The sequence below is a fragment of the Exiguobacterium sp. s166 genome (assembly GCF_018618855.1).
Taxonomy (GTDB): Bacteria; Bacillota; Bacilli; order Exiguobacteriales; family Exiguobacteriaceae; genus Exiguobacterium_A.
In genome coordinates this window covers 785,449-798,650 of sequence record NZ_JACSMU010000001.1, presented here as the reverse complement: position 1 = coordinate 798,650, position 13,202 = coordinate 785,449, and the positions used below count along the sequence as shown (strand labels likewise).

Annotated in this window: 9 protein-coding genes and 1 riboswitch; of the genes, 3 read left to right on the top strand and 6 right to left on the bottom strand. The window is 48.4% G+C overall.

Annotated features, from left to right (window positions below; all coding sequences use genetic code 11):
• Positions 1-25: 25 nt before the first annotated feature.
• On the bottom strand, positions 26-2,059 hold the full coding sequence (locus KNP93_RS03960) for a thioredoxin domain-containing protein (RefSeq protein WP_214853277.1): 2,034 nt from the start codon (positions 2,057-2,059) through the stop codon (positions 26-28).
• Between the two features lie 761 nt (positions 2,060-2,820).
• On the opposite strand from KNP93_RS03960, the gene KNP93_RS03955 reads away from it, so the two are divergent.
• Positions 2,821-5,568, top strand: coding sequence for a chitobiase/beta-hexosaminidase C-terminal domain-containing protein (locus tag KNP93_RS03955; protein ID WP_214849678.1), 2,748 nt, complete (start codon positions 2,821-2,823; stop codon positions 5,566-5,568).
• Positions 5,569-5,592: 24 nt separating this feature from the next.
• Here KNP93_RS03955 and KNP93_RS03950 read toward each other — a convergent pair whose 3' ends face one another.
• On the bottom strand, positions 5,593-5,949 hold the full coding sequence (locus KNP93_RS03950) for a hypothetical protein (RefSeq protein WP_131502300.1): 357 nt from the start codon (positions 5,947-5,949) through the stop codon (positions 5,593-5,595).
• Between the two features lie 358 nt (positions 5,950-6,307).
• Between KNP93_RS03950 and KNP93_RS03945 the strand changes: the two genes are divergently transcribed.
• Positions 6,308-7,186 carry a CAP domain-containing protein gene (locus tag KNP93_RS03945; RefSeq protein ID WP_214853274.1) on the top strand — a complete coding sequence of 293 codons (879 nt, stop codon included), beginning with the start codon at positions 6,308-6,310 and terminating at the stop codon, positions 7,184-7,186.
• A 285-nt stretch (positions 7,187-7,471) separates the two neighbouring features.
• On the opposite strand, the gene KNP93_RS03940 is transcribed toward KNP93_RS03945, so the two are convergent.
• From KNP93_RS03940 to KNP93_RS03925, 4 genes are all read right to left on the bottom strand, one after another.
• A complete protein-coding gene (locus KNP93_RS03940) occupies positions 7,472-8,287 on the bottom strand; it encodes a MetQ/NlpA family ABC transporter substrate-binding protein (RefSeq protein ID WP_214853272.1) in 816 nt (271 codons plus the stop codon).
• A gap of 34 nt (positions 8,288-8,321) precedes the next feature.
• Positions 8,322-8,987, bottom strand: a complete 666-nt coding sequence (locus KNP93_RS03935) for a methionine ABC transporter permease (protein ID WP_214853269.1) — start codon at positions 8,985-8,987, stop codon at positions 8,322-8,324.
• Positions 8,977-9,990, bottom strand: coding sequence for a methionine ABC transporter ATP-binding protein (locus tag KNP93_RS03930; protein ID WP_131972256.1), 1,014 nt, complete (start codon positions 9,988-9,990; stop codon positions 8,977-8,979). The genes KNP93_RS03935 and KNP93_RS03930 overlap by 11 nt, the downstream gene beginning before the upstream one ends.
• Positions 9,991-10,073: 83 nt before the next feature.
• Positions 10,074-10,177: riboswitch (SAM riboswitch) on the bottom strand.
• A 62-nt stretch (positions 10,178-10,239) separates the two neighbouring features.
• The gene (locus tag KNP93_RS03925) at positions 10,240-11,427 is read right to left on the bottom strand and encodes an aminotransferase class I/II-fold pyridoxal phosphate-dependent enzyme (RefSeq protein ID WP_131972257.1); all 1,188 of its coding nucleotides are present in this window, start codon (positions 11,425-11,427) and stop codon (positions 10,240-10,242) included.
• A gap of 163 nt (positions 11,428-11,590) precedes the next feature.
• Between KNP93_RS03925 and KNP93_RS03920 the strand changes: the two genes are divergently transcribed.
• On the top strand, positions 11,591-13,201 hold the full coding sequence (locus KNP93_RS03920; protein ID WP_214767466.1) for an alpha-glucosidase: 1,611 nt from the start codon (positions 11,591-11,593) through the stop codon (positions 13,199-13,201).
• Position 13,202 lies beyond the last annotated feature (1 nt).

Genomic DNA, 13,202 nt, shown 5'->3' with positions numbered 1-13,202 from the left:
TTTTAGGAAACAGAAGGGAATTAAGTCATATCATGATTTTTTGAAAAAGTTCCGACAGATTAGTCGTCGGTCGGTCGCATTGAAAATCATGACAAAGATAGGCTGTCGCCTGTCGAGTCGGAGCATCGTACGTGGCAAGGAATGGAGCGATTTCGAGCAAGTCCGTTTTTGAACCGACGAGCAGTGAAAGTTCAGGCAGGCGGCGCTGATGGAGCTGCCTAAGAAACGAGGCGACGTCCGTGTAAGATTCCGTCAACACGATTAATTCCTTTGGTTCCATCAACGTCCGCGTGTAGACACTCAGAAGACTGGCGAAACCTGTCGGTTGAGATTTAATTTCGGAAGCAAGCGTCGAGAAGTTCCGCTGGGCCTGATCCCGGTAGTCGGTCCGGCCTGTCAGCTGTGATAAACGAAGCAGATTCGAGACAGCGGTGCTGTTACCGGCCGGTTTGACGCCGTCATAAACATCTTTCGGCCGCATGAGTAACGTGTCGTCCTCAAATGAAGTAAATAAAAAGCTGCCGTCTTCGTCAGAGAAGTCCCCGATCATCCGTTCCGTCAGCCTGATTGCCTGCTTGAGATAGGGGATGTGCTGTGTCGTTTGATGCAGCTCGAGATAAGCTTCCGTCAAGAAACTGTAGTCATCGAGATAACCGTTTCCTTGAATATGACCTTGACGGTACCGGACGTGTAACCGGTCGTTATCCATCAAATGGGTCTCAAGGAACTTCAAAGCCTGTCGGGCACGCTCTGTATACCGCTCATCGTTAAAAACACGTCCTGCTTTCGCATAGGCAGAAATCATCAAGGCGTTCCAAGACGTCAAGACCTTATCGTCACGGAACGGACGGGTCCTTTGACTACGGAAGAGCAACAAGGTCCGGCGCTCCTGCTCGAGTTGGATCAGGATATCTTGGACAGCGGTATTTCGATCAGCCGAGAGTTGCTGAATCGATTGACCGGTCCGCCGAAAAACAATCCGCCCTTCGAAGTTTCCTTGAGGCGTGGCTTGATAGAGGAGCGGGAAAACGGCGTCTTGTCCGAGTAAATCCGTCAGTTCATCGAATGTGAACGTATAAAAAAGACCTTCGCGACCTTCGCTGTCCGCATCTTCTGCCGAATAAAACGCACCGTCCGGAGAGGACAAATCGCGTTCGATGTACGCAAAAATTTCTTCCGCATATTGTTTAAACCGTTCTCTGCCCGATACTTGATACGTTTCGATACATAATGTCGCAAATAAGGCATTGTCATACAACATTTTTTCAAAATGCGGGATTTCCCAGCGTTCATCGACCGTATACCGGTAAAGACCGAATCCAACGTGATCGGTGATTCCGCCATCCCGCATCGCGGTTAAGGTCCGCATGACCATTTGCAAGGCGGTCTCATCTTCTGCGAACCGGTAATAATCGAGCAGGAAAGTCAGCAACGAAGGCGATGGGAACTTAGGAGCTGTGCCAAACCCGCCGTTCTCCACATCAAACTGACGCATCGCCTGATCAAATGTCTCGTGGACCAATGCCTCATCCAGTGGATCCTCTGAGTCGAAGGTCGTGACCGCCGTTAACGCCTGAATGATTTCTTGTCCGACCCGTTTGATTTTGCCCGGATCGGTCCGGTAGTGTTCACTGAGTTGCAAAAGAACTTGCCGGAAGCTCGGGCGGTTGAACTGCGGTGTCTTCGGAAAATAGGTACCGATGTAAAAAGGTGTCTGATCCGGGGACATGAAGACGCTGAGCGGCCAGCCGCCCTGTCCGTTCATCAGTTGGGCCGCCGTCATATAAATCTGATCGATATCCGGTCGTTCTTCCCGGTCGACTTTGATCGAGATGAACCGGTCATTCAGCATCCGAGCCGTTTCTTCGTCTTCGAAGCTTTCGTGTGCCAAAACATGGCACCAATGACAGGTCGAATAGCCAATCGACAGGAAAATCGGTTTGTTCGCCGAACGGGCAGCGGCAAACGCTTCTTCCCCCCATGGATACCAATCAACCGGATTGGTGGCGTGTTGGAGTAAATAAGGACTTTTTTCATTGATCAGTCGATTCGTCGCCATCTCTAAAACCTCGTTTCTTCTATAGTAATAGTCAGTCGTCTTTTGATAACCTTAACGATACCGGTGTTCGGGAGATGAATCAACAAAAGGACCCGTATCCAAAATAGAAGTTTCTTTAAAAAGATTGACTTTATAAAATAAAACGTGGTATATTAAATTTTGTCATGAATCGGGGATGATCACTCATGTGAGAATCCATCACAAAAATACACAATTTAATAATCAGGTCAGGATTTTTAGACCTTACTGACAAATGAGTCAGACATAAGTCATCGCTTTTATTTTGTCCTTCTTCTGTTGAACGAGAAGAAGTTGACCCAGCAAGATAAACCTTCCATTCGATACTTTTCAGCTCATTTCCGAGCGAAATTCTAAAAATCCCAGTAAATACGCAACCCAACGCGTAACTTGATTCTTGCTAAAACGCTTGATTCAGCTGGCGCGGCCAAGGAGCCGTAACAACGAAAGAGAGGTAGGGCTTTCGTCGTTTCAGGTGTTTTGATCACCTGTATCCTCGATTCCCATGACACCTAAAAAAAACAGACACGCTGAAAAGGCGTTTTTTTTATGCCTTTTTTTAAAATTAATATACAAATGAATCTTAACATTCTTTACGTAAAGACGAATGATTATTTTTTGTAAGCGTTAACAATTAATTCTTTTACGAATATTAGTGTCTTTTTTTACATAAAATATACACTATTCATGAATTAATCTGATAATATAAAGAAGTGTCAGAAAATTCATAGGGGGTCAACATCATGAAGAACGTCAGTACGTTTGGGAAGTGGGCATTGGTCGGAGCATTAACAGCAGGAATTCTTCCACAAGCAGGCATTACGGTCGGGGCAGAAGGCGAAGGCGTCATCTTGTCCGAGTACATAGAGGGGTCAAGCAACAACAAAGCGATTGAAATTTATAATGGTTCGGGTCAAATCATCAATCTTTCAGATTACACGCTTGTTCAATATACGAATGGTGGACCGACAGAGTCAAAAATTACCCTGTCCGGAACGCTTGAGCCGGGGAAAACATTTGTCATCGCCAATTCAAGTGCAAACGCAGACATTAAAGGAAAAGCCCAACAAACAACAGGTTCACTCAACTTTAACGGAAACGATCCGGTTGCCTTGAAAAAGGGTGATGTCGTCCTTGATATCATCGGTCCGGTCGGCTCCAGTGCTGATTTCGCGAAAGATACGACACTTGTCCGGAACTCAAACGTAACAGCCGGTTCGAAAACATACGAACCGTCACAATGGACAAGCTTCCCGGTCGACACGTTAACAAATCTCGGGACGCACGCTGCTGAAGCCGGAGACATTTTAGTCGCACCGACGGCATCACCGGTCGGAGAAGTCGATCGCGGCGATCAAGTGACGTTAAACGGAGAAGGTACGATCCATTATACCGTTGACGGATCAACACCGACTGCTGAAAGTCCGGTTTATTCTGGTCCGATTACAATTAATGAAGAAATGACGATTCAGGCAGTAGCTGTCAAAGACGGAAAAACGTCTGCTGTTTCGACATTCAAATACTACATCGCACCTCCAATCACGAAAATCAGCAGCATTCAAGGAATCGCGCATACATCACCATACGCGGATCAACTTGTCCGGACGACGGGTGTCGTCACCTATGTCGTCGATGCGAATAACTTCTACATGCAGGATCCAAATCCGGATAACAACAGTAAAACGTCTGAAGGAATTTTAGTGTATGCGAAGAACCACGGCGCAGCCGTCGGACAGACCGTTGCAACGACAGGATACGTCAAGGAATGGTTGCTTGGCGGATACAGCGACAAGTTTGATACGGATCTCGCGGTGACGGAAATCAGTACCGTCAATCTTGTGAAGGGCGCATTGAACTCAGGATTGCCGGCAAGTATCGTTCTCGGGGAAAACGGTGTCTTGATTCCGACGAAAGTCATCGACAACGATTCATTTGCTGAATTTGATCCGGCTGAAGATGCGATTGATCTATACGAAAGTGTGGAGGGGATGCGTGTCGCACTTCCGAATGCCATCGTTACGGGACCACAGGCCAACCGGACGATTCCAGTTCGTACGCAAACAGCAGATAAAATCTATACGAAACGCGGTACACCAATCCTGACAGAAGATAATGCCAATCCGGAGCGACTGTTCGTTGAAATGGGCAGCAGCTCGTACCGTGCGAAATCAGGGGACCGTTTCGAAGGAACAATCGAAGGGGTCATGAGCTATAACTATTCGGCGTATAAAGTACTCGCGAAAGCAGCGGATCTGCCGAAGCTGATTACGAGTGAAGTCGATCGTCAACCGACGAACATTGAAACGGGCGATTCGCGTCTGACAGTTGCTTCATACAACGTGGAAAACTTTGCTTCGACGGCAGATGCCGGAAAAGTCGATCGTGTATCGGAAGGTATCGCGACATTCCTGAAAACACCAGATATCGTCGGTTTGACAGAAATGCAGGATAACGATGGTGCGACAGACAGCGGTACGGTCGATGCATCGAAATCGTTTGAGACATTGATTGCCGCAATCGAAGCGAAAACAGGTGTCCGCTATGCGTATACGGATATCGCACCGGAAGATAAAAAAGACGGTGGACAACCGGGCGGAAACATCCGTGTCGGCTTCCTCTACAATCCGGCGCGCGTCTCACTTGCACCAGGCGTAAAAGGAACAGCGACACAAGCCGTTGCCGTCGAAAACGGTAAGCTGACGAACAACCCGGGTCGGATTCAGCCGAACGATCCAAACTTCGACAGCTCACGTAAACCACTCGTCGGAGAATTCATCTTCAAAGGCGAATCGTATCATGTCATCGTCAACCACTTTAACTCTAAAGGCGGCGATGGAGCAGACTTTGGTAAAAATCAGCCGGTCGTTCGTAAGAGTGAAGTACAGCGTCATGCGATTGCCGGAATCGTCCAAAACTTCGTTAATGAACTGGAAACAGAAGTCAAAGATTCAAATGTCGTCGTACTCGGTGACTTGAATGACTTCCAGTTCTCGAAAACACTGGATATCTTAAAAGGCGACAACCTTTGGAATACAGTGGATGATCTTCCGAAATCGGAACGTTATTCTTACGTCTATAACGGAAACGCACAGGTTCTCGACCATGTTCTGATTTCAAAAAACCTGAAGCCGTATACGTCTTCTGATATCGTCAACATCAACTCGGATTATATGGAAGCAGACGGCAGCGCGAGTGACCACGATCCAGCCATCATTTCGATTCAAGGGATGGAAAGTGCTGTCGCCGTTAACGGAAAAGCGGAAATCGGAAAATGGCGTGCCGTTCAAAAAGGGAACCATATCTTCATCGAACGTAAACTAGCCGGGAAATGGGACAAAGCGAGCGAAACACATGCCGATCAACAAGGTGATTTACTTGAACTCCGTGTTTCTCAAGGACGTCCGTATATCCAGGTAAAAACGAAAAAAGGCAAAACGATTTGGCTTGAACTGTCGAATGGTTATAAATTAAAAGAAACAACGAAATACTAAGCGATTGTATTAAAAAAAGCGGACTTAATTGTCCGCTTTTTTGTGTATTCGGATAAAGAGTGAGAAAAAGGACAGCAGACTGATCGAGAAGGTAAGTAATAACGCGAGGTGTAACGGGACGACCCGGAACATGTACGTAAAATGAATGATGATCAATAACAGGATGATGGCAAGACCGGGAAGAAACTGTTTGCGTAACAGATGACCGACACCCGGAACAAGGAGTTCGAAACCGAATCGTTGACTGATATGGACTTCTTCATGGGCATTAGCGAGACTGAATGAGACAGTCAACAACACTAAAATGAGCCATCCGGAAAACAGATACTGTTGAATCGGTAAAAACGTAATCGATTCATAGATAAAATAAAGTAGAATCATGGCATACTCCTTTGGAAGTAGAGGTTATATAGAATTTCCTTATTTTTTCCTTACGAGTTCTAATGATAGCGAGGGTTTTCAGGAACGGCAACAACATTTAAAGGGAATAAAAATAAAAGAATGTTCACACATTTTAACAACAGGGAAAGAATAGTTTATTTTATGTATGATAATGGTGTGAGAATGTGATGAATAAAGACGTCAGACCTCTTTTACACAAAAAGTCTGAGATGTGTCAAAACTGTGAAGCAGAACAGGGAATCGTGTGATTTCACTTGAAACGACAGCTTAGACTGTTCGAACGGACGCATTTCTTTTAAAATTAGGGTAATGGAACACATGAGGAGGCGAAAGGTACATGAAAAAGTGGTTAGTACTCGGAGTAGCAGCGGTCGCTTTCTTCAGTTATGAAAATACCCCGATGGAACAAGCAGAAGCGGATTACCCGAAAAGCGGCGGAACGCTGATTGATCGATATACAAGTGAATACCCGGGTTATGACTGGGAAGTCAGGCGGACAGCAACAGAGGAGTTCGTGGCGTTGACGAAAGACGGAAAGGATTACGGAAAGTACCGTTCGAAAAACGGTGTGACGACGCAAGGGGCCGTCTTAAATAAAGACACGGAAACTACCCTTGCGAAAAAAGGCTGGAAAGCCGTCAAGTCGTACCGGAAAGGCAATACGAATTATTTGTTGAACCTCGATCATGCCGCCGTCTATGAAAAAAAGGACCGGTATGTGACCTACTTCTTTGATCAGCACGATGGCAACAAAGTCAAAGCGACACTCGCGATACCGAAAGAGGTCGAAGCGAAGAAGAGTGGATTTTACGGCAAGGCGTCCAGTGCATTGCGGACAACGGACGAGAAGTTGATGTTGCGTCTGATGAACTGGGACCGGGCTGATTATAAACTCGGAGCGCTGACACCATATAATGCCTTGAAACCCGTCACGCGGGCACACAGCGAGAATATGGCAAAAAATAATTTCTTTTCCCATACTGATCCGGAAGGACGAGATCCGTTTGATCGGATGAAAGAAAACGGGATCCGCTTCTCGGCAGCCGGAGAAAACTTATCGATGGGTTATCCGAATGTCTTTGCGGCACACTGGGGTTTGATGAACTCGAAAGGGCACCGGGATAACATCATGAACAAGACCTTCAAACAGGCGGATACCGGTGTTGCGTTCCGTGACAATTCACCGTACTTTACGATTAATTTTCGGACACCCTGAAGCAACATTTAAAACGAAAGTGTACGTATCACCCCGATTTTGCGAAAGCAGAATTGGGGTTCTTTTGTGTGGATCAATTTGTAGATGGATGACGCACCATCTAGATTTGAATCCTATCTTGAAAAATGAGAGCAGGCTTTTGATTGACGAAGCCTTGTCTTCTCCAAGAGTTATCATTCAATGGAAAACCCCTGAAACCGTTCCACCTCCTTTTTGTAAGGGGAGGCAGCTGTTTCAGGGGTTTTATATCATCTTTAGATGAACTAAGAGACAAAAAGAGTTATGTCAGTTTGTCCACTCGGGTTTACTGAAGCCTTTAAAGGACTTTTCGATGACAGCGTTAAAGTCATCTGATTTGACGACAGCCGTCAAGTCTTTCGCAAGTTGTTTATCTTCATTAGAAGTTTTGATAGCGACCAGATTCCGGTACTGCTCGTCCATTTTTTCGAGTGCCAGTGCATCCAGCAAATCAAATTTTGCGGCTAACGCAAAGTTTCCCGGAACGGCAGAAATATCGACACTGTCAATGGCACGGGGTAATTGGGCAGCCTCGAGTGGCTTGATGACCAGTTTCTTCGGATTCTTGACGATATCTTTTTCAGAGACCGTCAGTGGATCGGTGTCGGCTTTCAGTTCAATCCAGCCTTGGTCAGCAAGCAGGTTCAGTGCCCGGGCCTGATTCGTCGGATCGTTTGGTGTCGCGACTTCCGCTCCCGTCTTGACGTCATCCAGCGATTTATAGGATTTGCTGTATAAACCCATCGGCGCCGTTGGGACAGTAATCAGTCCTTTAAGGTCGAGGTTCTTTTCCTTCGCAAATGTCTTCAGGTAGATCGAGTGTTGGAACAGGTTGGCGTCGATGTCGCCACTGCCGAGCGCGATGTTCGGTTGAATATAATCCCCGAACTCGACGATTTCGACGTCGTAGCCTTTCTTTTCAAGCCCGGGTTGGATCGCTTCTTTGACCATGTCGCTGTAAGGCCCGCTCGTTGCACCGATCTTAATCGACTTGTTGTCTTCTTTGGCGCTGCTGTCACCGCAACCGGCAAGAATTCCGGCTCCGAGTAGTCCTGTTGCTAAAAAGGCATAACGTTTTTTCATATTCATTCTCTCCCTTACGATTCTCTATTTTTGGTTAACGTTTATCAGCACGACGGGCCAGAACATTGCCAAGCCCTTGAATACTTTGAACAATGATGACGAGGACGACAATTGTCACGATCATGACGACATTATCGTACCGGTAATAGCCAAAGCGGATGGCCAGGTCACCGACGCCGCCACCACCGACGATACCGGCCATGGCGGAAAACCCGATCAGGCTGATGGTCGTCAAAGTGACGGCTTGAATGATGCCGGGAAGGGCTTCCGGTAAGAGTGCACTGATGATGATCCGAAACGGTGTCGCACCACAGGCTTCTGCTGCTTCGATTAATCCCGGTGGAATCTCACGGAGCGATGTCTCGACCAGTCGGGCGAGAAACGGAATGGCGGCGACACTCAGGCTGACGGAAGCAGCAGTCGGTCCAATTGTATTATCGAGTAACAGTTGTGTCAGCGGAATCAACGCGACGAGCAGGATGATGAACGGTAACGAACGGACGATATTAACGAAAAAGTCCAAGATGCTGCGGACGGCGACGTTCTGGAAAAACAATCCCCGGTCCGTGATGAACAGTAAGATCCCGAGTGGAATCCCGATGATGAGGGCGAAGCCGAGTGAGATTCCGACCATCAAAGCCGTTTCCGCTAACGCTTTCGCAAGATCCGGTAACATGGTTTCAATCCGTTCAAGCCACATCCTGGATCACCTCAAGCGTGTGAAGTTGTTCTTCGAGCCACGTCAAGGAGCGGTTCACGTGAAGGGTCGGACCGGTCAAACTGACAATCAGCACTCCGAAAGCGACGTTCTGGATATAGTCGACCTTACCGTGGAGGATGCTGACGGAAATATCAAACTGTTTAATTGCTTCCGATAACGTACTTTCACCGGTCTTTTCACCTGTGAATTGCAGGCGGATAATTTTTCCCGGTGTCGTTCGCAAGATCCGTTCCGGTAACTCGATCTGGAGTGCCGTATCGACATAATGTTTCGTGACATCATGTGCCGGCTGACTGAACAGGTCGTATGTACGGGCGACTTCAACGACTTCACCTTGCGCCATGACGGCAACCCGGTGACAAATCTGTTTGACGACATCGATTTCATGGGTAATGAGAATGATCGTCAGGCCAAGCCGTTCATTCAAGTCTTTCAGCAGTTCGAGAATTTGCAGCGTCGTGACCGGATCAAGAGCGGACGTCGCTTCGTCACATAACAGGACACTCGGATTATTCGCAAGGGCGCGGGCAATCCCGACCCGTTGCTTTTGACCGCCGCTGAGCTGACTCGGGAAATTCGTCTCGAAGCCTTCGAGTCCGACCAGGGAGACGAGCTCTTTGATCCGTTGGGGGAAGTCAGTCCGTTTGACGCCGGCAGCCTTTAAGGCGAAGGCGATATTATCGGCGACGTTCCGGGATTGAATCAATTGGAAGTGTTGAAAGATCATCCCGATGTTCAAACGCAGTTCGCGTAAGCTGCCTTTGGAGAGGCCGGACAGATTAGTGCCCGATACTTTAACCGTTCCTTGTGTCGGTGTCTCCAGTCCGTTGATCAGACGGAGCAGGGTGCTTTTTCCGGCACCGGATTCACCGATGATGCCAAAGATTTCACCTTGCTGAATCGTTAAATTGACGTCACGTAAGGCAAAAATGGGTGTCCGGTCACGAACGAACCGTTTAGTGATCCCTTTAAATTCAATCATCTGTCGTTTCCTCCCTATACAAAAAAATCGCCTTTTTCCAGTTAAGAGCAACCAGAAAAAAGCGACGAAGTGTAAGATTTCGTAACTTATCTCTCAGAATGAAACATTCTGTAGGATGTGGCACCGTTCCTTAAAGGTGGTTGCCGGACGTCGTTGGGCCTAATCCCTCGGTCGCTCTCGATAAGTAGATATGCTGTTGGGACTTACTGTAACGGAAATCATTCCCATTTGTCAAACATTTTTTCAGAATTATTCCGCAACGGTCTGGCGAAACAGATTCAATTGACCAATCCGTTCAGCTGCTTCGACGAGTCGTTCGGCGTCAGCAATCAGGCTGATCCGGACGTAACCTTCCCCGTATTCGCCGAAGAAATGTCCCGGTGTAACGGCGACATGCGCTTCGTCGAGCAGGTGATCGGTAAAGCTTTGGGACGTGTAGCCGGACGGGACCGGCAACCAGACGAAGAACGAACCGCCCGGGATCGGTCCGTCCCAACTGATTTCCTGTAACTTGCCGAACAAGGCATCACGCCGCGCTTCATACAGAGCGCTCAGTTCGCGGACACACGTCTGATCGCTTGAAAGAGCGACGGTTGCTGCCTGTTGAATCGGTGTGAAAGCACTGACGTATAAGTGTTCCTGGTACGTCTCGATACTTGCGATGACGGACGGATTCCCGATGGCGAAGGCGATTCGGAAACCGGACATGTTAAAACGTTTCGATAATGAAAACAGTTCGATTCCGACGTCTTTTGCGCCTTCCGTCTGGAGGAAACTGCGGGTCGGACCGTCGAAGCTGATTCCGCCGTAGGCGAGGTCGTGGACGACGCAAATGTCGTTCGCATCAGCGAAGGAAACCGTTTGCTCGAAGGCTTCCGCTGTTGCCGTCGCCCCGGTCGGATTGCTCGGGTAGTTGAGGAACAACATCCGGGCCCGTTCGACATCTGTCGTATCAAGTAACGTGTAGTCAGGTAAAAAGGCATTTTCCGCAAGGAGCGGCAATGTGATCGGGTAAGCTCCGGCAAGGGCGGCGCCGGATAAGTAATCCGGGTATCCGGGATCAGGAACAATGACACCTTCACCGGGATTGACGATCGTTTGCGGTAAAGCGACGATACCGGCTTTGCTGCCGAGCAAAATGGCGACTTCAGAGGCCGGATCGATGTTTACGCCAAACTCTGACTGATAAAAATCCGCGACAGCCTGTTTGAGGAAATCGTGTCCGCGAAATGGCGGGTACTGGAGGTTTGAAGCGTCATTGATTGCTTCTTTCAAGGCATCCAGAATATGTACGGGTGTCGTCTGATCCGGTGTTCCCTGACCAAGCGTGATGACGTCATGACCGGCAGCCTTGACGGCACCGATCCGCTGGGCGAGCTCGGCGAAGACCGGAGCGGGTAACCGATCAATCGCAATCGATGGGGCGAAATGTTTCATCTGTCTTCCTCCTTGTTGGGTATTGTCGTCAAGGATAACGAATTTTCAGAAAAAAGAAAAGAGTTTTTTAATAATTGCTGATAATTGGGAAAAAGAACCGATGGCTTTCGTGTTTTTGATACACTGAACTAGAATACGATTGAATCACAAAGGAGATGATGGGATGAATCGGGCCTGGTGGAAAGAAGCCGTTGTCTATCAAGTGTATTGGCGCAGTTTTAAAGATTCGAACGGAGACGGGATGGGCGATTTACGCGGAGTAATTGAAAAACTCGATTACATCGCTTCCCTTGGTGTCGATGTCATCTGGTTAAATCCCTGTTATACATCACCGGATGTCGATAACGGATACGACATTTCGGATTATTACTCGATTATGCCGAAGGCGGGAACGATGTCGGATCTGGAAGAACTGATTGCGTCCGCCCATGAACGGGGACTGAAACTGATTCTTGATTTGGTCGTCAATCATACGAGTGATCAACACACGTGGTTTAAAGAATCCCGCAGCAGTCGGACAAACGAGAAAGCCGATTGGTACATTTGGCGGGACGGGGTCAAAGGAACACCGCCGAACAATTGGCGGTCGTATTTTGCGCCGAGCCCTTGGACGTGGGATGAGACACGCCAGCAGTATTACTTCCATTCCTTTGCATCGGAGCAACCGGACTTGAACTGGGAACATCCTGCAGTCCGGCAGGCTGTGTATACGATGATGCGGTGGTGGGCCGAGAAAGGAATCGACGGCTTTAGGATGGATGTCATCAACCTGATCAAGAAACGGGCGACGTATGATGATGTCGCAGATCCTCTGAATTTATCCTACTTAGGGAACCAGCCGGGCATTCATGAATTCTTGCAGGAGATGCACCAGGAAGTACTGGCGGGAACCGATCTCTTTACCGTCGGTGAGATTCCGTTCGTCGGCCCGGAAGACGGGTTACTGTATGTCGGTGAGGAACGGAATGAGTTGCGGACGCTGTTTCACTTCGAAGTCGCGGATGACATGGAGACGATGGATTTACCGCGCTTCAAACAAATCCAGAAGCGTTGGTACGAAGCGCTTTATCCGAGCGGAGTCGCGTCACAGTTTTTGAATAACCATGACCACACCCGTCAGGTGACCCGGTTCGGAAGCGAACGGTATCGTGTCGAAAGTGCCAAGCTACTGGGCTTGATGCTGCACACGTTACCGGGCATCCCGTACATTTATCAGGGTGAAGAAATCGGCATGACCGGCATTCGTTTTTCTGATCCCGAGTCTTATCAGGACGTCGCATTTCGGAATCAATACGCCGAACGGATTGCCGCCGGCGAATCACCCGGAACCGTCCTGTCCTCGATGCAGTTGCGGGCGCGAGATAATTCACGGACACCGATGCAGTGGAATACCGGCAAAGCAGCCGGATTCACCGCAGCGACGCCATGGATGACGGTCAATCCGAACTACCGTGACATCAACGTCGAAACAGCGGAACAGGATCCGCATTCCGTGCTGGTGTTTTACCGGCAACTGATTGATTTACGGAAGACTCATCCGGTCATGGTTTACGGAGGTTATCGTGATCTGGCGATTCAGGATCCGTACCTGTATGTCTATGAACGGGTCCTGGGCGGAGTGGTTTGGCGGATCGTCTTGAACGTCCATGATGAACCGGTGACGACGACGTTTGGTTTACCGGAAGAACAGTTGATTCTGACGAATTATGAGACCGCGGACATCAATCGATTGGCACCGTACGAAGCCCGATTGTACCAATATGAGATGCCTTAAC

Bases quoted from the DNA above. Each gene is read 5' to 3' on its own strand.
- KNP93_RS03960 (WP_214853277.1), bottom strand. From the start codon at position 2,059: ATGGCGACGAATCGACTGATCAATGAAAAAAGTCCTTATTTACTCCAA.
- KNP93_RS03955 (WP_214849678.1), top strand. From the start codon at position 2,821: ATGAAGAACGTCAGTACGTTTGGGAAGTGGGCATTGGTCGGAGCATTA.
- KNP93_RS03950 (WP_131502300.1), bottom strand. From the start codon at position 5,949: ATGATTCTACTTTATTTTATCTATGAATCGATTACGTTTTTACCGATT.
- KNP93_RS03945 (WP_214853274.1), top strand. From the start codon at position 6,308: ATGAAAAAGTGGTTAGTACTCGGAGTAGCAGCGGTCGCTTTCTTCAGT.
- KNP93_RS03940 (WP_214853272.1), bottom strand. From the start codon at position 8,287: ATGAAAAAACGTTATGCCTTTTTAGCAACAGGACTACTCGGAGCCGGA.
- KNP93_RS03935 (WP_214853269.1), bottom strand. From the start codon at position 8,987: ATGTGGCTTGAACGGATTGAAACCATGTTACCGGATCTTGCGAAAGCG.
- KNP93_RS03930 (WP_131972256.1), bottom strand. From the start codon at position 9,990: ATGATTGAATTTAAAGGGATCACTAAACGGTTCGTTCGTGACCGGACA.
- KNP93_RS03925 (WP_131972257.1), bottom strand. From the start codon at position 11,427: ATGAAACATTTCGCCCCATCGATTGCGATTGATCGGTTACCCGCTCCG.
- KNP93_RS03920 (WP_214767466.1), top strand. From the start codon at position 11,591: ATGAATCGGGCCTGGTGGAAAGAAGCCGTTGTCTATCAAGTGTATTGG.